We start from the raw sequence: 21,812 nt of genomic DNA on the forward strand, positions 1-21,812 counted from the left end.
TAATTTTAATTTATCAAGAATCTGATAATTTAAATATATTAATTAAGTAGGGTTTTTAAAACTTTAATTAATTGGATAATTATAATAATTAATTGGAAATGGTTAAATGTAAATAAGAGTTTATTGAATAAAATTATTAGATAAATATGTTTTTAAAAGCCTTTAAATAAAGAATTATTTAAATAAATTATGTTTTAGAGAAGTTATGTTTTTTTAAATATTTTAATGTGGCATAAATAAATATCAAAATAAAAGTTATAAATTTGTATCACTTGAAATTGTACTAATGGAAGTGATAAAAGAATTAGAATTGCTTCGTCAACAACTTGAGTTGGAAATAGCTCAACGATTAAAAACGGAAAAATTAATAAAAGAAGATATTGATAAAAATCTACCCTTAAATACTTCTCAACTTCATCAGCAAGAGCTAGACCATCAAAAAGAATATTATGAAGCTATTCTTAATAATGTTCCTTCTGATATAGTTGTTTTTGATAAAGAGCTACGGTTTCAGTATGTAAACCCCAAGGCCTTTAAAGATAAAATGGCCCGGGATTGGGTTATTGGTAAAACAGAGGCCGACTATGGTGCATTCCGGAAGTTGTCGGCGGAGGTAATAACCAGGAGAGCCCATTGTTTACTGAAAGCCCGCGACGAAAAGCAATTAGTTGAGTTTGAAGAAACCCTTACTAATAAAGAGGGAGGTATTTTATATTACCTGCGCAAAATACAACCATTTATTGGGGAAGACGGGGAGGTGGAGTTTGTAATATCTAATGGAGTAGATATTACAGACCTTAAAAAAGCTCAACAAAAAGTAATTGCCAGCGAAGCCAAAAACAGCGCAATTCTGGGTGCCATTCCGGATCTGATTTTAATCGTTAACCGGGAAGGAAAGTTTATAGAAATAAATAACCGGAGCCAAATGGAAACGGTAGTTCCTGAAAAAGACGTACCTGGCAATACCATTGCTCATGTATTACCACCCGCCCTGGCCGAAGAGTACATGCTTAAAATTCAGCAGGCATTAGATTCAGGTGGCCCCGTTATTATAAATTATTCTATAAATGTGCCCTCCGGATTAAGGTACCGGGAAGGTCGTATTGTTCGGTACGAAGCTGATAAAGTATTAATAATAATCCGCGATTTAACTGAACAAAAAGGCAAAGAGGTACTCTTAAGGGAAAAAGATGAACTAATCAGGCAAGTTATGGATGCCAGTCCAAACCTGATTTTTGTTAAGAATTCTGCCGGGGTGTATACGTATGTTAATAAGGCCTTTGCGGAATATTTTGGTTATAGCCCCGAATGGATTATCAATAAAAGAGATGTAGATATACATCCTTTTAATGATGAGGTTGACTATTTTCAAAAGATGGATGACCTGGTTTTCCGAACCATGAAAGAACAAACCTTTTATGAAAAATTTACCAAAAGCACGGGCGAGGTAATCTGGTTAATTACTACTAAAAAACCTTTTGTTTTAGATTGTGGCGAAATCCAGATTTTAGGAATTTCTACTAATATAACAGCCGAGAAAGAAGCAAAAGAAAAACTGGAAAAAAGAGAAGAGCTATATCGGTTGCTTTCAGAAAATTCCAAAGATATGATTTGCCTTCATGAGGTAGATGGTACTTATATCTATATTTCCAGTTCGGTAAAAGATTTATTGGGTTATACCAAAGAAGAATTAATAGGAACTTCTCCCTATGCCTTAACGCATCCTGATGATCTGGATTATTCACTAAAGGATGAGAAAAGAAAAGCTTTTGCCAGTAATGAAAATTTCGTTATCCAGCACCGCAAACGCAAAAAAGATGGAACCTATATTTGGGTAGAAACCAATATCCGGCCTATTATAGAAGAAACTACCGGTAAAATTATAAAACTTCAGTCTTCTTCCCGGGATATTTCCGAACGGAAAAGAAACAATGAAGCTCTGCTAACTACCGAAAAGAAGTATAAGAACCTTATAAAATATAGCCCGGCCTACATCATCAGCCACGATTTAAAAGGTGAAATTTTATCTATAAACCCTTATACCGTTAATACCCTGGGGCACCGGGAAGGAAAAGTTGTTGGTAAACCAGTAAAAACTTTTTTACCGGATGAACAAAAACTGGTATTAGACGATTACCTGCAGCATTTGCAAAACAATAGTTCTTATGATGGGGTTATTTATGTGCTCGACCAAAACCACCAACAGCGTTTTCTGCATTTCCATTGCTACAAAGTAGTAGAACCAGGAGAAGAACCTTATGTAATTGCTATTGGCCACGACCTGACGGAACGTTTGCGGATAGAAGAAGAACTTAAAAAAGCTAAAGAAGCAGCAGAAGAATCGGCCCGGACGAAAGAAAACTTCCTGGCTAACATGAGCCACGAAATCAGAACTCCCTTAAACGGAATTTTGGGCATGGTAGGCTTATTAAGGAAAACCACTTTAGACGAGAAACAACAAAATTATTTAAAAGTAATTAAGAGTTCTTCGGATAATTTGCTGGTGGTCATCAACGACATTCTGGATACGGCTAAAATAGAAGCCGGAAAAATTGATTTTGAACAAATACCGTTTGATATAAACGAAACCATAACGGCGGCCTTCAATAATCTGAAATACAAAGCAGAAGAAAAAGAGATTGCCTACATTTTAAAATCATTGCCTTTTGATGAGGTAATTTTATCTGGCGACCCTTACCGGTTACAGCAGGTGTTGCTTAACCTCCTGAACAATGCCATAAAATTTACCGATGAAGGCATGGTTAGTTTATCGGTGAAGGTGGTAGGTGAAACCCCGGCTAATCTTACTGTTGAGTTTTCGGTTCGGGATACAGGTATTGGTATTCCGGAAAGTATGCACGATACGGTATTTGAAGGATTTACGCAAGCCTATACCAGCACTACCCGAAAATACGGCGGCACCGGCTTAGGTCTGAATATTTGTAAAAGCCTGGTAGAACTGCAGGAAGGTAAAATATGGGTAGAAAGCCAGGAAGGATTAGGTAGTATATTTAGGTTTATAATTACCTACCAGAAAAGTAATCTAAAGCTGGATACCAAACCGGCCTTGGAAATCGATTTTACCCGCCTGGATTACATACATGTTCTATTGGCAGAAGACAACGAGATTAACATTTATTTAGCTGAGTCTATTTTAAAAAGTTGGGGCGCCAGTATAGATATTGCCCGTAACGGTAAGGAAGCCGTAGAATTGGCCGGCAAACATACTTACGATGTAATCCTGATGGATATTCAGATGCCTGAATTAAATGGATTGGAAGCTACAGGCCAAATCAGAATGTTACAGGACCAGGGAAAAGCTAATGTGCCCATTATTGCCCTAACGGCTAATGCTATTAAAGGCGATGCCGAAAAGTACTTAAGTTGTGGCATGAATGATTACATATCTAAGCCGTTTGAGGAGGAAAAGTTGTTTTTGACCATTGCGGGGTATGTAAAAAGAAGACCCGAAGGTTATTTTACGGAGAAAAAGAAAACAGAAATTGTTCAGGCTAATAAAGAATCGTCACAGGAAGAGGCTTTGTACAACCTGGAGTATCTGTATAACATGCTGGAAGGGGATGTTAATTTTATTAACCGAACTATTTCGTTATTTATAGAAACCACCCCAACAACCGTGGCTGAAATGCAACAAAGCTTCTTTTTAAAAGAATGGAAAAAAGTAAGCGAAGCTGCTCATAAATTAAAATCGGTTATAGACCTGATGCAGATTGAAAAGCTGCAAAAAATAATCCGGCTAATAGAAAGGAACGGTAAAACAGAAGAAAATTTAAGTGAAGTAGGCCAATCAATTGAATTAGTTGCTGAAGTAATACACCAGGTAATCGAACAAGTAAAAGCGGAACGGCAAAAGCTGGCAAATTAGATTTTAATTTTTTTTTAGCTCCTTTTCCACAGCCGGTATTTACCGGGTTATGGGGAAAAGGAGCTTTATTGTTTCTATTGTAGTGTAAGTTTACCGGAAGCGCCTGAGCTTGCTTAAACTACCTCTTCCTCACCTTATAGCTAAACCTTTCGGACGGGCATTATTCCTTCCAGGTTAGTGTAATCCTATTTCTGGAATTTCCCTCCCAAACTTGTTAGGCAAGGATTCATTATAAACCTGCGCCTTTTAAACGGAAATAAATTTAGTAAGCAAAATCAACAGCCTAGTTTATATGCTTATTTAATAATACGTCGGCCTGGGGTATTAAACCTTTATTACAAAGAATAAGTATTCAGGAAGGTTATACTGTAATCAGGATAATTTAATATTTACTTGTTAAGGTTTAAATTTTAAATAGATGTCTCACTTTAACTCAAAAGGACGATACATATGCTAGCCATGAATTATCGGGGACCGCAAAGGGTCCGTGTCAGTCAGAAACCTATGCCACAAATTAAGCATCCGGAAGATGCCATTGTCCGGGTTACGCGCTCCTGTATTTGCGGTTCCGACCTGCATTTATACAACGGTAATGTGCCGGATACCCGGGTAGGGATGACCTTTGGGCATGAATTTATTGGAGAAGTAATAGAAATAGGTTCAGAGGTGCACAAACTAAAAGTTGGTGATCACGTGCTGGTGCCATTTAATATTGCCTGTGGCCGGTGCCATTATTGTAAACAAGGATTATTTGGCAACTGCCATGAATCAAACTCACAAGCTTCTGCTGTAGGAGGTATTTTTGGTTATTCGCATACGGCTGGCGGACATGAAGGTGGGCAGGCCGAATATGTAAGGGTTCCTTATGCGAACGTTGGTCCAACCGTCATCCCAGAGGGCATGGACCTGGATGATGCCGTTATGCTAACAGACGTAGTACCTACTGGTTATCAGGCGGCCGAGATGGGCGGAATTCAACCAGGCGATACCGTGGTAGTATATGGCGCAGGTCCGGTGGGCATTATGGCTGCCAGATGTTCCTGGTTATTTGGTGCCGGTCGGGTAATTGTTATTGATCGGATTGAATACCGCCTGGAATTCGTAAAAAACTATGCCCAATGTGAGGTCTATAATTACGAAGAGTTAGATGATCCGGTAGTTTTTATAAAGAAAACTACCGACTGGCAAGGTGCCGATGTGGTAATTGATGCAGTTGGTGCAGAAGCTACCGGTAGCGCTATGCAAACTATAACCGGCCGAAAACTTTTACTTCAGGCAGGATCGGCAACAGCTCTGCACTGGGCAATCAATTCCGTTAAAAAAGGCGGCATTGTTTCAATAGTTGGGGTATATGGGCCAACCGATAACCTGGTTCCTATTGGCAATGTGGTTAATAAAGGAATTACCATTCGGGCCAACCAAGCTTCTGTTCCCCGTTTGCTGCCCCGGTTAATAGAACACGTACAAAACGGCGTACTCGACCCGAAAGCTTTGATAACTCACCGGATACCATTAGAGGAAGTTGCCGAGGGATACCATATCTTCTCAGAGAAGTTAGACAACTGCATTAAACCTGTTCTCATTCCACCATCAGCCAGATCGTAAACAAAATATTATGGAAAATATAGCTAAAGATTATTCGCACATAAAGGGGTGGGGCATCGATGCTGATCCGAAAAACGATCCTACCTACCCGATGAAGAACCGAACTAATGCCGAGCAAACCGGGTACAGCTGGGAGCGCCCTACGCAGCAACCTATAGACATAGAAGTTTTACATTCTATTGAAAGGCCAAATGTAAGTGCCGTTTTTGGAACCGCTGTGCCTCCTTCTGGCTTAAGCGGCATGATTCGGCGCTTTGCTTTTAAATACAGTGAGTCTAGTTATGGCCATTGGTTGCCTTTGCTGGTTGCCGACCGCGTAAATGTAGTGGAGGGCATCATAGAAGATTTAATGCAAGGTCATATTCCTAACATTTTTGCAGAAAAAGGATATAAAGCAGATTTGAAAGTAAACCGGACCGGGTTAATTCAGAAGGTAGTAGTTGGTGTTGCAATTGGTACCGCCGTGGCTTTGTTATTAACTTCTAAAAACAGTAATACAGATACCGACTAAAAATAAGATTTGGTAAGATTTCTTAATTAGTTTTAGAGGGTGTAGCCCTATTTTATAAAACCCGGTTATTAATAATCGGGTTTTATTTTTACTTTATTAGAAAGGCTTTTATTTTAAAACCTTGTATTAAATAGTGCTTGTAATCTTATTTTAATTTGAAGGTAACGCTGCGCAATAATACATATAGATATATGGCTATAAATCACTCATTAATAGCTATATAATAGTTAATTACTTCTGTTTATTTCACCAATCCAGGTTAAGCTTTTTGGTTGCTTTTCATTTAAAATTAATACCCATTATACTCCATTGAAAATTTTTTAAAAAAAGGGCAACTATTTTGAAACCAGAATATTGTATGCGTTTAATTTTTATTTCTATTGGTTAAAAGGTAGTTTTGCGGCCTCAATAGCTTTTTAACCGAAGAAAAAATTTTAATGATTAAACGTAAAAAAGGCTTTCTAACCATTGTTATTCTGGCATTTGTTATCCTCTTTTCTGCCGGACAAACTTTAAATTTCGACCTTTCTCAAATAATAAAAAATATTAACCTTACAGAAACTGCTTCAGAAAAAAATCCGGCAGCGGGTCGAATTAGTAAACCTGCAAAGCCAGTAATTTATGGTATTTCTACGGATTCGTTAGAAATAGTGGAAGGCAAAGTAGAGCGGGGTGAATCAATTTCCACCATTCTGGAAGCTTATAACATAACTCCCACCATAGTTTTTAATCTTGCCCAAAAAGCTAAGGAAGTATTTAATGTCCGAAATATCCAATCCGGGAAAAACTACTTTTTATTGCATGCCCAGGACTCGGCCCAGACGGCGCAGTATTTTATTTACGAACCTAATGAGGTAGAATATATAATTTATGATCTGCGTGGGGACCTTCAGGTAACACACCACAAACGGGAGGTAAAAGTAGTAGAGCGGGAGTTGGCTGGCGAAATAAATGGCTCTTTATACGAATCTGTATTAGCAGCGGGCGGAACCGCTCAGCTTGTAAATACTTTAGCTGATATTTACGCCTGGCGTTTAAACCTTAACCGCGTACAGCCTGGTGATAAGTTTAAGATTATTTTTGAAGAAAAGCAGGTTAACGGGAATACTATTGGTTACGGAAACTTGAAAGCTGCCTTTTTTGAGCATGAGGGGCAACCGCTTTATGCCATTAGCTTTGATCAGGGAAACGGCTCCGGCTATTTCGACCAGGATGGTAAAAGCTTAAAGAAAGCCTTTCTGAAAGAACCACTTGAGTTTACCAGAATCAGTTCCCGGTTCAATCTCAATCGGTTTCACCCGGTACAAAAGCGCTATAAGGCGCATTTAGGTACCGATTTTGCCGCACCCAGAGGTACACCCATCCGGAGTGTAGGAGAAGGCGTGGTAGTAGATGCTGCTTATAACAGTGGAAACGGGAACTTTGTCAAGATTAAGCACAATAAAACCTTTACTACCCAATACCTGCATATGTCTAAATTTGCTAAAGGCATACGCAAAGGACAACATGTATCACAAGGCCAAACAATTGGCTATGTAGGTAGCACCGGTTTAGCCTCAGGTCCGCATTTATGTTACCGGTTATGGAAGAACGGCCAACAGGTAGATGCTCTGAAAGTAAAATTGCCTTTAGCTGACCCAATTAAGAAAAAATATAAAGCTGCTTTTTTGGCTACCAAGCATACAATTGTAAAACAGATAGAAGCCATTGAAATTAAGCCTGTCCAACCAGAAATACTAGCCTCTGGTAAGGTAGGTTCTAACGATAAAAATTAATTGGTATAACAGTTAAATTTTAAAGGGTCGGCCTTTGAAATTTTATTGTACCAAACTTGGTTATTAACAGGAGGAAAAACCTTTTACAATGGATATCACACAAGAAGAATTTGGAGAGAAGTTCCAGGAAACGGTTGATACTTTGATTTTAGCCATGGCTGAACACGAAGAGGTAAACATGGAAAAGTTTTACAGTATGGCCTGCGTTTTGGAGAATTTAGCCTTTTTTAGTCCGGTTATTTATGGAGCTATTACTAAAGCTAAATCAAAAGAGATTTAATCAGGCGGCGGTAATAATACTAGTGAAGTAGTTACTGAATTTCTATTTATAAATGAAAAGAGGCACCTTTATTAAAATAGGTGCCTCTTCTTTTATTAATTGAGTTTTATTGCTGAAGCAAGTTTTTGTAGAAAGGCTCCAGTTCTTTAGCCATTATTCCATGATCTTCTACATTAGGATGGCCGGTACAACCTCTGGCCTGCATAGGTTTGAAAAAATATAATGCTATTGGTTTTTCTGACGGGAATACTGAATCTACTCCACTTTTTACGGCTGTTAAACAATTTTGAAAGGTAGTCCGGTTCTTACCATTTATCATTGGGCTGCTCAATAAGGCTATTTGAGCTTTTGGATATTTAGACTTTACCATTTTAACAAAATTAATATACGTGCTTACATAAGTAGCACTATCAAAAGGTAACCTAGATTTTTTCCCATCCCCGTTGCTGAAATCATTAGTACCTAAAGCAATACTAACTACCTTGGGAGTATAGGTGCTAAAATTCCAAATCTTGGAAGAAGTCTCCTGGAAATCTACTTTTTCGTAAACCTGGGGCATGGTTGGGCTTAAGCTGTTCCAGTTCCGGTATACACCTATACCACTTACACTGCTTAAAACAAAGTTTGTTCCTAAAGTTCTGGCAACCCTGGGGCCATAGGCCATATAAGCATTGTGCTGGTCGTGGTATTGACCGGTACCACAGGCAACTTCCGAAGGATCGGCAGCCGCTCCGCAGGTAATGCTGTTGCCAATAAATTCTATGTAAGGTGCTTCGGGTTTACGAATAGCCTTAATGCGATTGCCCGTAATTTTTTGAATCGTTATAGGACCCGTATGGGCTTCGGTAGCCTTATAAATCCAGATGGTATGCTTGCCAGCAGTTGGTGCTGCAATAACAATAGGTTCCTGCGAGTTGCCGGTAATTTTTATCCTTTTCTGGTAAACACCATCCAGCTCGTACTGCAGGTAATTGTGGCCATTCGTATTAGGTAAAGTAGCATACAGCTGACATTCTTTACCTTCGAAAGTAAAACCGAAATGTACAGCGGAGCTTACCAGATCCAGGTTTTGCTCCTGGTTTAAAATATAACGCCCATAAGGTTGTAGGGCAGCAGCAGGTAAAGTTTGCTGGTCGAGCGGGTTATTTCGGGAAGATGAGCAGCTTAAACTAAATGCTGTAAAAGCAATGGTAAGGTATTTTAAGGTTAATTTCATGTAGGTTTTTTTCTGCAACTATATTGTATTGCAAGATTAATAACATTATCTCTTTTTTCCACTTATCGGTTTTAAATAAACATGCTGGAACTTTGGGTGAATTATTTTTACTATTGTTAATCAATTACATAAATAATGTTTTACCGGGTTGTAAGATTTTGTAATTTGCTTATCCTGTTTAATTAAATGTAAGGCATCAAAAATATAGAACTATGAAGATAATTATTGTAGGAGGAGCCGGTACTATTGGTAATAAAGTAACAGCAGATCTGGAAAAAGACCATGAAGTAATTAAAGTAGGAAGAACCAGCGGCGATATTCAGGCAGATATTACGCAACCGGAATCAATAGAAGTTATGTTTAAAACTATTGGTAGCTTTGATGCCTTGGTTAGTATTTCGGGAACCGGCCACTTTGGCCCTTTGAAAACCATGACGGCTGCTGATTTTCAGGTGGGATTACAGAGTAAGCTGCTGGGGCAGGTAAACCTGGTGCTTATTGGACAACATTACATAAACCCGAAAGGCTCTTTCACGCTTACTTCGGGTATACTTTCCGAAGATCCGGTATTTGGTTCTGCTAATTTAGCGGCTGTTAATGCTGCCTTAAATAGTTTTGCTATGGCAGCGGCGCTGGAATTAGAAAACGATGTGCGGATAAATGTGGTAAGTCCGGGTGTAGTAGAGGATTCGCCGGAATTATTTGGAGCATTTCCAGGACATATGCCAGTTTCTATGCCGGTAGTGGTAAATGCTTACCGGAAAAGTGTTTTGGGAGTAGTAAATGGGCAAGTAATAAAAGCTTTTTGATATTTTAGAAAGCGAAGTCCGTTAGAAGACTGCCTTCGCTTTCTAAAAATTAAGTTACTAGGGTTAACCTCGTTAATGATCTAATACAGAACCATCTTCCTGGTCATACATTTCCGGGAATTCCCATTCTTCCACGCCTCTCTCATTGTCAATCAGGTTTTCATCTAGTTCTAAGCCTAAGCCCGGGCCACTAAAGTTATCCTTTATTACAATAGATCCGTTTTGCATAACCAGGGGCTTTTTTATATAACTTTTGCCCAAGGAGCTCCGTTGCACTTTATCTTTAGGAGCAGCCTGTAAACTGGGTACTTCGTGGGCCACAAAGTTTGGGATAGAGGCCATAACGTGCATAGAGGCTACCGCCCCCACAATTCCCTCTTTCGCATGAGGCAGCATACCAGCATAATAAGCTTCCGCTAAGGTAGATATGGCCTTTAACTCGGTAACGCCGCCACAATGGGTGATATCAGGTTGCAGGAGGGAGGCCGCACCCACCGATAATAATTCCCGGAATTGCCATTTGGTAACCATGCGTTCTCCGGTAGCAAAAGGGATATGTGTCTTTTTGGCCATTTCTGCCATTAAAGGCAGGTTCTGAAACTGAATAACTTCTTCATAAAACCAGGGCTGAAACTCTTCCAGCGCTTTTACTAGGAACATAGCGGTTTGGGGCTGATGGTCGCCGTGAAACTCAATGCCCAAGTCTACTTTATCGCCAACGGTTTTACGGATAGCTCGGATGTTTTCTACTATGCCATTGACGTAATCCGGCGTTTCTACATACCTGGAAAGGCGGCCTTTGCTGGAGGTAATACCTATCTTCATAGATTTATACCCTTCGGCTAAAACTTTCTTAGCTTCCTCTGGGGTGGCTGCCTGACCATATATCCTGATCCGGTCACGGGTAGGACCTCCCAATAATTCGTATACCGGAACCCCTAAAGCCTTTCCTTTGATATCCCACATGGCAATGTCTACGGCGGAGATAGCGCTCGTGAGCACTACACTACCCCGGTAAAAAGCATGGCGGTACATCGCTTGCCAATGGTGGGCCGGCTGCCTCGGATCTTTTCCTATCAGGTATTTCTCCAGCTCTTTTATGGCCGCCATAGTAGTGGTAATACGCCCTTCAACCGTGCCTTCTCCAATGCCAATTATGCCTACGTTGGTATGCATCTTAACAAAGATGGTCCGTAGTGTATTAACCGGAATAATTTCCAGCTTGGTAATTTTAATATCGGCCTTCGGATCTACGGCGGCCTTATTGATATTAAGTAACGGATTTTCCTGGTTTCGCCCCGAGGCAAACCCCATATTTTCGGCTACCAATAGGCTAGCCATACCAGCGGTCATGCGTTTAAGCCATTTCCGCCGATTAAAGTTTTGTTTCATTTGTATAGTTTAGGTGGTAGATATTCAGGTGTAGTTTAAAAGCAGGTTACCAGTTCCAGTAAGGTTCAATTGGCTTTAACTTATTGTGCAGGAATATTAATTGATACCCTCACAATAAGCTAAAGACAAACCTAAATTAACGGTTAATACACTGTAGGTAATTATTTATTAAATTTTACCCAGAATATTCCTGGCTAAAAATTCATTTTTAAATATGCCTTCCGGATCGAATTTAGCAATTAACGCTTTAAAGTCAGGTAGTTTTTCGTATTGAGTGGCCAGTGCTTCGGGTGCCATGGTAAATAATTTACCCCAGTGAGGTCGGGCATTAAAGGGGGCTAAAGTAGCTTCTATTACCGGTAATAATTTGCTTACTGCCGGCCAATCCTGTTTCCAGGTAAAGTGAATGGCAACGCAATTCCGCTTATAGCAAGGGCTTAACCACAAATCATCTTCGGCAATAGTGCGGATTTCTGAAATGAGCAGGTGCGGATTTATTTGACTACCCAATTGTGCGATAGCCTTAATGGCTGGCACGGCATCTTTTTCCGGAACAAAATATTCTGATTGTAATTCCACGCCGCTGCTTGGCATAAAGCCCATTTTAAAATGGGGTAACCGATCGTACCAGGGGCCGGGAGTGCCGAGTTGTTCGGTACAGTTTTCAGCAGAAATATTGGCAATGGGGTGCAGGTGTTGGGTAGCCGCGGTGGCTTCAAAAAAAGCTTCTTTGCTTTCAAAGTTTTTGCTTTCTTGCTCCCGGCATTTAATCCAGACTTCATTTATGAAATTGCTGCTCCAGTCGGTAAACAAACTAACACTATAACCAGCCGAAACAATTTCCGTGAAGTGGGTCTCCAATAGGTTTAGGGGCAGGTTTTGGTACACAAACTGCTGCATAGTAAAAGCAGGTTGTAGATCAAGCGTTAACTGGGTAATAATACCTAAAGCGCCTAAATTCACCACAATTCCATCAAATAAATCCTGGTCTTTCTCCTTCGAAAAGCTTTTTATACTACCGTCGGCCAGAACCATTTCCACTGCTGAGACAGAAGTGGCTAAATTGCCATTTTTAACTCCGGAGCCATGAGTGGCCGTAATAACGGACCCCGCTACCGAAATATGAGGTAAGGAAGCCATATTGGGTAAACTGTAACCATTCTGGTGTAAGAAGGGGGCTAGCTCCCCATATTTGATACCCGCTTCCACCGTAACTTTATGCGCCTCTTTATCCAGTTCCACTATTTTGTTTAAATCTCTGGTAGAGATAAATACATGCTCACTATCGGCAATGCGGTTAAAACAATGCCTCGAGCCTAATACTTTTAGTTTAGGGTTAGATCGTAAGGCTTCCTGTACTTCTTCGGTGGTTTCAGGAAATAAAATCTTATTGGTACTGTAGGTTATATTTCCAGCCCAATTTACCAGTTGTTGACCTGTCTGTGCATCTTTAAATGGCGTTACCGGGTCTCCGGTTTGTTGAGTTGGTGCTAAATATTTCTTCAATTTTATAGGCATATTTTTAGCAGCTAATGAGCTGCTGGCTATTATAAATTTATATACTGCTTTATTTCTTGGGCAGATTATCGCTTCAAATCAGAAATAACGATATAAAATAGTGAACGAGGTTTTACTTCTTTACAGTTGCTTTATACAGAAAATCCAATGTGGCTTTATCCGGGAGAGTTTTTGCCTCCGGTTTTTTATCCAAAATCATAATTTTTTTACTGCTGGGCGTATAAGCCGGCCATTCTGGTAAACCCGGACCGTTAGGATTTCCTTTGGCTGCAAAATTTACCCAATAACCTGAAATGGTTTTGGCCAACTGGTAGTCTATGGGTTCCCAGGGACGATCTACAAATTTTAGATTGTCGTAGGCATAAGGCACCTCTCCGGTATGAAAAGCACCGTATTTTACATATTCGCCGGTAGCCGGCACAATGCGGGTAAAACGGTACACATAAACCGGTAATTTACTACGGTTAGCTTGTACGTTGGCCCAAGTATAATTTTGTAATCCAAATGTTAGGTCCCGAGCTAAATTTAGCTGCGATATTTCAGCTTCTTTATCGTCTTTCGCCGGGTAATACTGCAAAAAAGTTTTAGCCTCCGGTCCATATTGTTCTTCTACCTGTTTCCGGAAATCGGCAGCCTTTTTAATTGGGCCGGAAGTTAAGCCTTCGTTTTCGTTCCAGCCGGTTAATAAAGCCACTTCATTGGCTTTTCCGGTGGCAAAAAGTGTTGCAATATCGTCGGGTAAAAAATAACCATCTATAATTGGCCGACTGCCCTGACCTTTTTCATGTATTTCGGCTGCTGATAATTTGCGTAAATCAGCCAGGGAAGAGGTCTTTAATTTCTGAGCAACTTTCAATCCTTCCTGTTCGGCCTGCTGCAACGTAAGGCTTTTGCGGGTAAAGCTGGCGCCGCTTTCAGCAATGGCTTTCTTAAATAAATTTTTAGCTAAAGGCGAAGCTACCAAGGCATTTACGCTCATAGAACCAGCCGATTGTCCGGCTATGGTTACATTTTGTGGATCGCCACCAAAGGCAGTAATATTTTCCTGCACCCATCGCAATCCGGCTACTTGATCCAATAAACCATAATTACCGGAGGCATTATGCCCTGATTCTTTAGTAAGTTCCGGATGCGCAAAGAACCCAAACATACCCACCCGATAGTTTAAACTTACAAAAACAATTCCTTTTTTAGCCATGGCTTCACCGTCGTAAATAGGCACATTAGTACCACCACTATTAAAGCCACCACCGTAAATCCAAACAATTACCGGCCGCTTTTCATTTGTATTTTTAGCTCCCGACCAAACATTCAGGTAAAGACAATCTTCGCTGGTTGGTTCTTTTAAAATCTGAAATTCCATACTCCACATGCTAAAAGGGGCTGGCTCCCTTTGTACGGGGCTGGGGCTGTACGCAATGGTTTTGCGTATGCCAGTCCAGGATTTTACGGGTTGCGGTTCTTTCCAGCGCAAATCTCCTACGGGTGGTGCTGCAAATGGTATCCCTTTATATATATAAAGGCCCTCTGTTGTTCTTATTCCTTCAATAGTTCCTCCGGTAACCTGTACTTGGTTACTAAGGGTACGACCTGACGTATTTGTTTTAGATTGGCCAAACGTATGGAAAGCCAGGAATTGCAGCGTTAAAAACAAGCAGGTATAATATAGCTTCAGGTGTTTCATAAGTTTATGTAAAATCAAAGTATTAAAAGCTGGCTTTCAGGTTTAAAAGAATTACGAATAAAAACCTAATTTTTGAATTTTACATACAGCAAGAATTTTTATTTTTCAATATCTTCTCCGGGGAAATGTTACAATTGAATAAAAAAGACACAATAAAGTATTTAAAGCAACCACTCTTTTAGTAATAGACAAATTAACCTTTTGCCGGTAAAGCTCTACTATCCGTATGGGCCTCCCGAAATAAGTGTAAAGCTATACGTGGGTTTGATTTTCAAATAGCTAATAATGAGCAATTAATGTAAATTTTACCTCTTGCTAATATACCTAATCTGGCCAAAGCCAAAAGTAACTTTTTTGGGGGTGCCCCGTCTAATTTTATACTAAAACTATGAAAATTAAATCTGAGGAATTATGGCAGGACAATCAAAAACTTCGACCGATCACAATACCATAAAGAAATGGGCAGAAGAACATGATGGAAAGCCGGCCCGGGTTAAAGGAACTGGTAACGAGGAAGGGGGCTTATTACGGATTAATTTCCCTGGTTATGCCGAGGATAATTTGGAGGAAATTTCTTGGGAAGAATTTTTTAAAACTTTTGAAGACCGAAACTTAGCCATGCTTTACCAGGAAGAAACCAAAGATGGCAAAGAAAGTAGATTCTCTAAATTTGTAAATCGCGAATCATAAGGAGGAGGATATTTGAAAACTGGAGGTGTTTAGTTGGGTAAGAAGTTTTTAAAACACCAGTTTTTAAAGACCAATTTTGCGCTTTCTCAAAAAAGCCGGATCTAAATTAGAAACTTAATTAAAATAAAAAAGCATTAGCAGTACCGCTAATGCTTTTTTATTTTAGGACCTAAACCGGATTAATCCACAAGCTCTTCGGTTTTTTTAGCATGCTCCAGGTGCATTTTTAAGGCTGGTAAATTCTTTTGAGCAAAAGCTTTCAATTCAGGATCAGTTTCATTTCGGGCAGCAGTTTCAAAAAGTGCCACAGTCAGTCGGTGCGCTAACTCCTGAGCCTTCATATACGCCTCATCAAAATCCTTTCCTGATTTAGTACTTAGCGGCGCCAGCATTCTTTGGTGCATTGGCAAAGGAGTAGCAGGCAATAAAATACTTTTGCTACCGGCTATGCTTTTTAACTCCGTACTGGTTTTGGTGTGGTCGGCAATCATTTGCTCGGCAAATTTCTTTACTTCCGGATGCACAGCCTTTTTCTGGGCTTCGTTACTACTTAAAATTTCAAACATATCGCTGCTAGCTGCCATAATTGGAAAGCTGGTAGAATCTAATGGTTGGGTAGTGGTAGCACCGGTGGCCATATCAGTAGAAGCAGCAGTAGCACTATCAGCAGCCGCAACAGTTTCAGTAGGAGAATTAGTATTAGCTGTATCGGTGTTTGTAGAACTGCAACCCATGCCCCATAATAAGGCCGAGGTGGCTAAAACACTCATTGTTATTTTTTTCATAGTTTTAAGCGCGTTTATATTTTTTATACTTTGCTATACGTACATAAAATTCCTGTGTTTTTTAAGGATAATGGATGGGTTTTACCTTTGGTGTATGTTGGGTTAAATGCCTGTAATAGAATTTTATTATAAGGTTCCACAGCTTTAAGGTAAGCCGGTTAATAGCTCATTATCTTGATTTCTTTTCACCCCTCAGCTTTATAATCAATAAAAAGTAAGTTTAAGCTAATTCTTGCTTGCCAGTTTTTCTTTTAATTTCCGGCAGATAATTTTAACCCAGTTTAGAAACGGCTCGTTTAGGAACTTTAAAAGTTTAACCAGAATAAAAATGGAACAAGAGCCTGCTACTTTATTAAAAGATTATTCCTTAGAAGAACGAGGTGCTTATTTAGCTGCAGTAGCTACTATTGCTTCTGCCGATGGCCACGCCTCCGAAGAAGAGTTAGAATTCCTAAGCTTGATGGGAGAAGCCGCAGAATTACCTGAAAATATTCAGGAAGAAGTGGTACAGATTGCTAAAAATCCATCGCAGATCAGCCTGCAGAAATGCCTCGATTTACTAAAGCAAAGCCAGTTACGGTTTTCATTGATAACGGATATTATCAGTTTTGCCAAAGCCGACGGGCAGTATACGCCTGATGAACAAAATCATATTGAGTCTATAGCTAATTATCTGGAAATAAATCAAAAGCAATTTAGCCTCCTGGACCAATTTGTAAATAAAGCTAATGATGCCCAGCAAAAAGGAGAAGACACTTCCTCCCAATCTTTTGTAAATAAAAGCGGATTTGGAGATATGTTTAAAAATGCTGGTATATCACCAGGTATGGTGCAGGGCATGCTGGGAATTCTGGCACCAATTGTTATTAGCCGCATGATGAGTGGCGGACGCCGCCGGGGTTATTATGGTGGTGGCGGTATGATGGGAGGTGGTATGGGAGGATTACTCGGAGGGCTCTTAGGTGGTGGCATGATGGGTGGTGGCATGTACCGCGGAGGTCATGGTGGCAGCGGCCTGGGATCTATTATTTCTATCTTAGGTGGATTAAACGGTCGCCGGGGATATGGAAGTATGGGTTCTGGTGGTTTGGGCGGTTTATTAGGTGGTATTCTAGGAGGCAAACGTCGTTCCGGTTGGTAATGCCCCATTACCAAAGTTATTTAATCAATTCCCTCGTTATCTTTATTGATTAGAAGGGGGTTGAATAGGTATAGGGTTTATTCTTTTTATGCTTGAAGAAAAGGCTAAGTAAATAAATAAAGGGAAGCTCAATTTAATCTTCTGCTGGAAGAGGTCAATATCCTATAATAAATACTTTTAATACAGGAGATTACCATTGTTTTGATTAGCAAATTAATATTGTTTTTACAGAAAAGGAAGCAGAGCCATCAAGGTTTTTCGATCTTATTCTTTATCCAGGTAAAAGTAAAGGAAAACCAATGTTTTATCTTAATTTAACCAATAATGCTTGTTGGTAAGAGAATAGTTTTCTTTGTTCTTACTATAAATTTAGTTTCTTGTAAAATTCAGGATGTACAAGAAAAGGGACTTGTAACGAGTAAGGCCATGGTGGTGAGTGCTCATCCGTTGGCCTCCCAAATTGGGGCCGATATCCTGAAAAGAGGGGGGAATGCCATGGATGCTGCCGTTGCAGTACAATTTGCATTGGCCGTTGTTTATCCGGACGCCGGTAATATTGGAGGCGGTGGTTTTCTGGTTTTTCGGAAACACGATGGAACCCCGGATGCGCTGGATTATCGGGAAAAAGCTCCTGCAGCGGCTCACCGGAACATGTACCTGGATCAGAATGGTGAAGTAATCCCTAACTTAAGCAGGAAAGGGCATTTAGCAGCCGGGGTTCCCGGTACAGTAGATGGCATGGTACAAGCCCACCAGAAATATGGCAGTTTGCCGTGGCGCGATTTAGTGCAACCAGCTATTTTTTTGGCCGAAAATGGTTTTCCTTTAACTAAAAAAGAAGCCGTTAAATTAAACGAGGAACAAAAAGATTTTATAAAATACAATACCCGCCGGCCCGCGTTTTTTCTGAAAAAACGTTGGGAAGAAGGCGATACAGTGGTTCTAAAGGATTTAGCTAAAACGCTGGGCCTAATCCGGGATAAAGGTAGGGCTGGTTTTTACGAAGGTAGCACAGCAGAATTAATAGAAGCTGAAATGAATCGGGGAAAGGGAATAATTACCCAGGCTGATCTGGCTAATTATCAATCTGTATGGCGGAAACCTATAACCGGCCAGGTTGGTAATTTAAAAATTATTTCCATGACTCCACCATCCAGCGGTGGCATTGCCCTTATTCAGTTACTTACCATAGCGCAAAAATTTCCCCTGAAAGAATGGGGTTGGAATTCCGTTAAAACTGCTCATGTGCTGGTTGAAGCCGAACGGAGGGTATATGCCGATAGGGCCAGGCATTTAGGAGATCCGGATTTTTACCAGGTTCCGGTGGCCGGATTATTAGATACCGCCTACATTAGGAAGCGCATGACGGATTTTTCTTTAAAAAAAGCCACGGATAGTGATGTTGTATCGCCCGGAACTCCGGCTCCTCAGGAAAATCCCCACACCACCCATTATTCCATTATTGATGCTCAAGGAAACGCCGTTTCGGTAACTACCACGCTTAATAGTAATTTTGGCTCCAAGGTATTTGTAGGAGGGGGCGGATTTCTGCTTAATAATGAAATGGATGATTTTAGTGCTAAACCCGGTGCCCCTAATTCTTATGGACTGGTAGGTGAAGAAGCCAATGCTATTGCGCCCAATAAACGAATGCTTAGTTCTATGACGCCTACTATTCTGGAAAAGGATGAAAAATTATTTATGGTCATTGGAGCTATGGGAGGCTCTACTATTATTACCACTGTTTTCCAGATTATTATGAATGTAGTCGTACACGATTTTCCAATGCAGGGAGCTGTTAATGCCGGGCGTTTTCATCACCAGTGGAAGCCGGATTGGATACTTTCGGAATGGGGAGCTTTGGGGCCTTTTACAGGTTTAGGAATGTGGCTGAAAGGGCACAAAATTGCACCGAAGACTGGTGGAATTGGTAGGGCAGCAGGTATTTTGGTATTACCGGATGGCCGGTTAGAAGGAGGTGCAGAACCAAGGGGAGATGACGCAGCAGCAGGTTTTTAATTATAGCCAGTCCTATAGCTGTTACTACGAAGTCAAAACAATAAACTTGTTAATTTCATTTCCATAAAGTACATAAATAGTCAGGGCTTTATTATAATAGAGCCCTAACTTAATAAGATTAACATTATTTTAGGATTAAGTTAAATTGCCTCCTCGTCTTCGCATGGCGTCTATACTCCAAATGCCTGCTCCGTGAGAAGCTATGTATAGAAACAGAAAACAATAAATAAGCGCTAATTCTCCTTGGTTTACCAATGGATTGCCTCCTTGTGGAGCATGCGCCATAAAATAGGCTACCGCCATTTGTCCACTTGCCAGAAAGGCCGCTATACTGGTCAGGAAACCTATAGCAATCAATAGTCCGCCTACTAATTCTACAATTCCTGCAACTCCCATCATAGAAGCTAGCTCAACGGCCGGTTTATCGCCGGGCCATCCAAATAGTTTTTGGCTACCATGCATGGCAAATAATAAACCCGACACAATGCGTAAGAGTGCAAAGAAAAAAGAACTGTACCTGCCTAATAAGTTATTCATAGCCTTACAATTAGCGTATTTTAGTACTAAGTAAATTTGTTTATAACCACATTCTATTAAATGAGAAATCTTTACGGTTATAATGGATGAAAGTTAAATCTTAGGTTTAAGTTGAGCTTTAAGTTTCTGGTGGTAAAAAAAATTAAATTGTGATGTATTAAATAATAGGAAAGGTGTACCAGTTATTCAAAGAAAGCGAAGTTATATTCATAACACGGCTGATTCTGGTAGCATCATACCGCTACATATATTGGCAGCCTGAACATCTTTTCGGTCCATATCCGGATCAGTTGTAATTACTCCTTCAGTAGCAAGAAAGATTACCACCAAGAGTTTGCCGGTACCTGCCTTACCTCAATGGCCATTATGTAAGTTTTTTTTTATTAAATTTTAAATTAACCTATATGGTTCTGTCCAAGTTTACCACACCTTTTAATCAAATATTATTACCTGCCGGATAGCTTCGCCTTTTACCATCCTTTCAAAGCCTTCGTTTATATCCTCCAAGCGAAGTTTATGCGATAAAAGTTTATCTACCGGTAAACGTCCGGACTGGTAAAGAGCAATATAAGCCGGTACATCGCGAGGAGGAACACAGCTACCTAAAAACGAACCTTGCAGCGTTCTTTCTTCTGCTACTAATTGCAGCGGAGAAATTTCAAGTCGGTAAGCAGGATTTGGCAAACCAACTGTTACCGTTTTCCCTCCCCGGCGGGTTGCTTTAAAAGTAAAATCCAGGGCTGGTACAACGCCAGCACATTCCAAACCTATATCTACCCCGCCATTCGTCAAGGCTTTTACTTTATCTATTGCATTTTCTTCTCCTGAATGTACAGCCGAGTGTGCGCCTAATTCTAATGCTTTCTTCAATTTTTCCTCGTTTATATCCGCCACTATAACTTTACTGGCACCCGCCGCCAATGCACCCATTAAAGCAGCAAAGCCAATACCACCCATCCCAGTAATTAATATAGTTTGTCCCAGGGCTAGTTTGGCAGTATTCGTAATGGCACCTACGCCGGTTATAATAGCACAACCAAAAAGAGCCGCAATATCCCAGCTTAATGTTTTATCTATTCGCACGACTGATTGGCGGGAAGCTACGGTGTATTCGGCAAACCCGGATACCCCCAGATGATGATAAATTTGCTCACCATCCCGACCAGATAACCGGATACCTCCTTCTAACAATACTCCGGCACCATTAGCGGCAACACCATTCTCGCAAAGACCAGGCCTGGAGGTTATGCAAGGGTTGCAATGGCCACAGCTGGGCATAAATGAAAAAACAACATGGTCGCCAATCGCTAAATCTTTCACACCCGGTCCCAGCTCCACCACCTCACCGGCGGCTTCGTGCCCGAGTACCATGGGCATCTGGCGCGGCCGATTACCATCTATAACTGATAAATCGGAGTGGCAAAGGCCTGCAGCATGAATTTTAATTAAAACTTCATTTTGTTGCGGCGGGTCTAATTCCACTTCTTCAATCTGAAAGGGTTTGCTTTCGGTATAGGGGCCGGGCTTTCCCATTTCTCGTAATACGGCAGCTTTTATTTTCATAGATATTTTTAACTTTTGATTAAACACTGTTAAAATTAAATCCGGTATGGGTAGGGCAAGAAGTTTTCCTATTAAAGTAAAATTTAAGTAAGCCGGTATTTTGGTGTGCAAAGCTGGCCTGGTAAAAAAGCTTAATTGTGCCTCCGCTATGTACATTAAATAAGTTTTTACGCTAACATGCGAATCTTCTAATATACTGAATAAACTACAACCTCTTTGAATCTTTGATTTAGTCTGTATGGTTACTAAAATAAGTCTTATTTGAGTTAAGCCAAATTTTTAATTTTAATTCTGGTATCAGATGTAGACAAAATAAGTTTTTCCACCAACGGGTTTAGAATCTAAATCCCATCCAAAAACATATTTTAACGACTCTAGTATGTAGAGAAGTTTTTTACCAG

Annotated in this window: 17 protein-coding genes; 9 read left to right on the forward strand and 8 right to left on the reverse strand. The window is 40.3% G+C overall.

Going from position 1 to position 21,812, the window contains the following annotated elements; all coding sequences use genetic code 11:
* The first annotated feature begins 286 nt into the window (after positions 1–286).
* The 5 genes from ADHAQ_RS27370 (at position 287) to ADHAQ_RS0118785 (ending at position 8,057) form a co-directional block, all read left to right on the forward strand.
* Positions 287–3,886, forward strand: coding sequence for a PAS domain-containing hybrid sensor histidine kinase/response regulator (locus ADHAQ_RS27370; protein ID WP_051360026.1), 3,600 nt, complete (start codon positions 287–289; stop codon positions 3,884–3,886).
* A 450-nt stretch (positions 3,887–4,336) separates the two neighbouring features.
* Positions 4,337–5,491 carry a zinc-dependent alcohol dehydrogenase gene (locus ADHAQ_RS0118770; RefSeq protein WP_026464260.1) on the forward strand — a complete coding sequence of 385 codons (1,155 nt, stop codon included), beginning with the start codon at positions 4,337–4,339 and terminating at the stop codon, positions 5,489–5,491.
* Between the two features lie 10 nt (positions 5,492–5,501).
* The gene (locus tag ADHAQ_RS0118775) at positions 5,502–6,002 is read left to right on the forward strand and encodes a hypothetical protein (RefSeq protein ID WP_026464261.1); all 501 of its coding nucleotides are present in this window, start codon (positions 5,502–5,504) and stop codon (positions 6,000–6,002) included.
* Positions 6,003–6,439: 437 nt separating this feature from the next.
* A complete protein-coding gene (locus ADHAQ_RS0118780; protein WP_026464262.1) occupies positions 6,440–7,777 on the forward strand; it encodes a peptidoglycan DD-metalloendopeptidase family protein in 1,338 nt (445 codons plus the stop codon).
* A gap of 88 nt (positions 7,778–7,865) precedes the next feature.
* Positions 7,866–8,057, forward strand: coding sequence for a hypothetical protein (locus tag ADHAQ_RS0118785; protein WP_026464263.1), 192 nt, complete (start codon positions 7,866–7,868; stop codon positions 8,055–8,057).
* 106 nt (positions 8,058–8,163) lie between these two features.
* Here ADHAQ_RS0118785 and ADHAQ_RS26260 read toward each other — a convergent pair whose 3' ends face one another.
* Complete coding sequence (locus ADHAQ_RS26260) at positions 8,164–9,273, reverse strand: SGNH/GDSL hydrolase family protein (RefSeq protein ID WP_051360027.1); 1,110 nt, start codon at positions 9,271–9,273, stop codon at positions 8,164–8,166.
* Between the two features lie 212 nt (positions 9,274–9,485).
* Between ADHAQ_RS26260 and ADHAQ_RS0118795 the strand changes: the two genes are divergently transcribed.
* Positions 9,486–10,082 (forward strand): short chain dehydrogenase, encoded by a 597-nt coding sequence (locus ADHAQ_RS0118795; protein WP_026464264.1) that lies wholly within the window; start codon positions 9,486–9,488, stop codon positions 10,080–10,082.
* A 72-nt stretch (positions 10,083–10,154) separates the two neighbouring features.
* On the opposite strand, the gene dgoD is transcribed toward ADHAQ_RS0118795, so the two are convergent.
* From dgoD to ADHAQ_RS26270, 3 genes are all read right to left on the reverse strand, one after another.
* Positions 10,155–11,474 carry a galactonate dehydratase gene (dgoD, locus tag ADHAQ_RS0118800; protein ID WP_026464265.1) on the reverse strand — a complete coding sequence of 440 codons (1,320 nt, stop codon included), beginning with the start codon at positions 11,472–11,474 and terminating at the stop codon, positions 10,155–10,157.
* A 168-nt stretch (positions 11,475–11,642) separates the two neighbouring features.
* Positions 11,643–12,992: an FAD-binding protein gene (locus ADHAQ_RS26265; RefSeq protein ID WP_034256916.1), complete on the reverse strand. Its 1,350-nt coding sequence runs from the start codon at positions 12,990–12,992 to the stop codon at positions 11,643–11,645.
* A 112-nt stretch (positions 12,993–13,104) separates the two neighbouring features.
* The gene (locus ADHAQ_RS26270; RefSeq protein WP_034256917.1) at positions 13,105–14,676 is read right to left on the reverse strand and encodes a carboxylesterase/lipase family protein; all 1,572 of its coding nucleotides are present in this window, start codon (positions 14,674–14,676) and stop codon (positions 13,105–13,107) included.
* 411 nt (positions 14,677–15,087) lie between these two features.
* On the opposite strand from ADHAQ_RS26270, the gene ADHAQ_RS0118815 reads away from it, so the two are divergent.
* A complete protein-coding gene (locus tag ADHAQ_RS0118815) occupies positions 15,088–15,366 on the forward strand; it encodes a hypothetical protein (RefSeq protein ID WP_026464266.1) in 279 nt (92 codons plus the stop codon).
* A gap of 179 nt (positions 15,367–15,545) precedes the next feature.
* Here ADHAQ_RS0118815 and ADHAQ_RS0118820 read toward each other — a convergent pair whose 3' ends face one another.
* Positions 15,546–16,151: a DUF4142 domain-containing protein gene (locus ADHAQ_RS0118820; RefSeq protein WP_034256919.1), complete on the reverse strand. Its 606-nt coding sequence runs from the start codon at positions 16,149–16,151 to the stop codon at positions 15,546–15,548.
* Between the two features lie 328 nt (positions 16,152–16,479).
* Between ADHAQ_RS0118820 and ADHAQ_RS0118825 the strand changes: the two genes are divergently transcribed.
* Both ADHAQ_RS0118825 and ggt read left to right on the forward strand, forming a co-directional pair.
* Positions 16,480–17,292, forward strand: a complete 813-nt coding sequence (locus tag ADHAQ_RS0118825) for a tellurite resistance TerB family protein (RefSeq protein WP_026464268.1) — start codon at positions 16,480–16,482, stop codon at positions 17,290–17,292.
* A gap of 324 nt (positions 17,293–17,616) precedes the next feature.
* The gene (ggt, locus tag ADHAQ_RS0118830; RefSeq protein ID WP_026464269.1) at positions 17,617–19,311 is read left to right on the forward strand and encodes a gamma-glutamyltransferase; all 1,695 of its coding nucleotides are present in this window, start codon (positions 17,617–17,619) and stop codon (positions 19,309–19,311) included.
* Between the two features lie 135 nt (positions 19,312–19,446).
* Here the strand turns inward: ggt and ADHAQ_RS0118835 are convergent, their stop codons facing one another.
* The 3 genes from ADHAQ_RS0118835 to ADHAQ_RS0118845 all read right to left on the reverse strand — a co-directional run bounded on the left by ADHAQ_RS0118835 (position 19,447) and on the right by ADHAQ_RS0118845 (position 21,411).
* The gene (locus ADHAQ_RS0118835; protein WP_026464270.1) at positions 19,447–19,848 is read right to left on the reverse strand and encodes a DoxX family protein; all 402 of its coding nucleotides are present in this window, start codon (positions 19,846–19,848) and stop codon (positions 19,447–19,449) included.
* A 207-nt stretch (positions 19,849–20,055) separates the two neighbouring features.
* Positions 20,056–20,178 carry a hypothetical protein gene (locus ADHAQ_RS28905; RefSeq protein WP_281172372.1) on the reverse strand — a complete coding sequence of 41 codons (123 nt, stop codon included), beginning with the start codon at positions 20,176–20,178 and terminating at the stop codon, positions 20,056–20,058.
* 102 nt (positions 20,179–20,280) lie between these two features.
* Positions 20,281–21,411: a zinc-dependent alcohol dehydrogenase family protein gene (locus ADHAQ_RS0118845; protein WP_026464271.1), complete on the reverse strand. Its 1,131-nt coding sequence runs from the start codon at positions 21,409–21,411 to the stop codon at positions 20,281–20,283.
* Positions 21,412–21,812: the final 401 nt, after the last annotated feature.

The sequence above is a fragment of the Adhaeribacter aquaticus DSM 16391 genome (genome assembly GCF_000473365.1).
GTDB lineage: Bacteria > Bacteroidota > Bacteroidia > Cytophagales > Hymenobacteraceae > Adhaeribacter > Adhaeribacter aquaticus.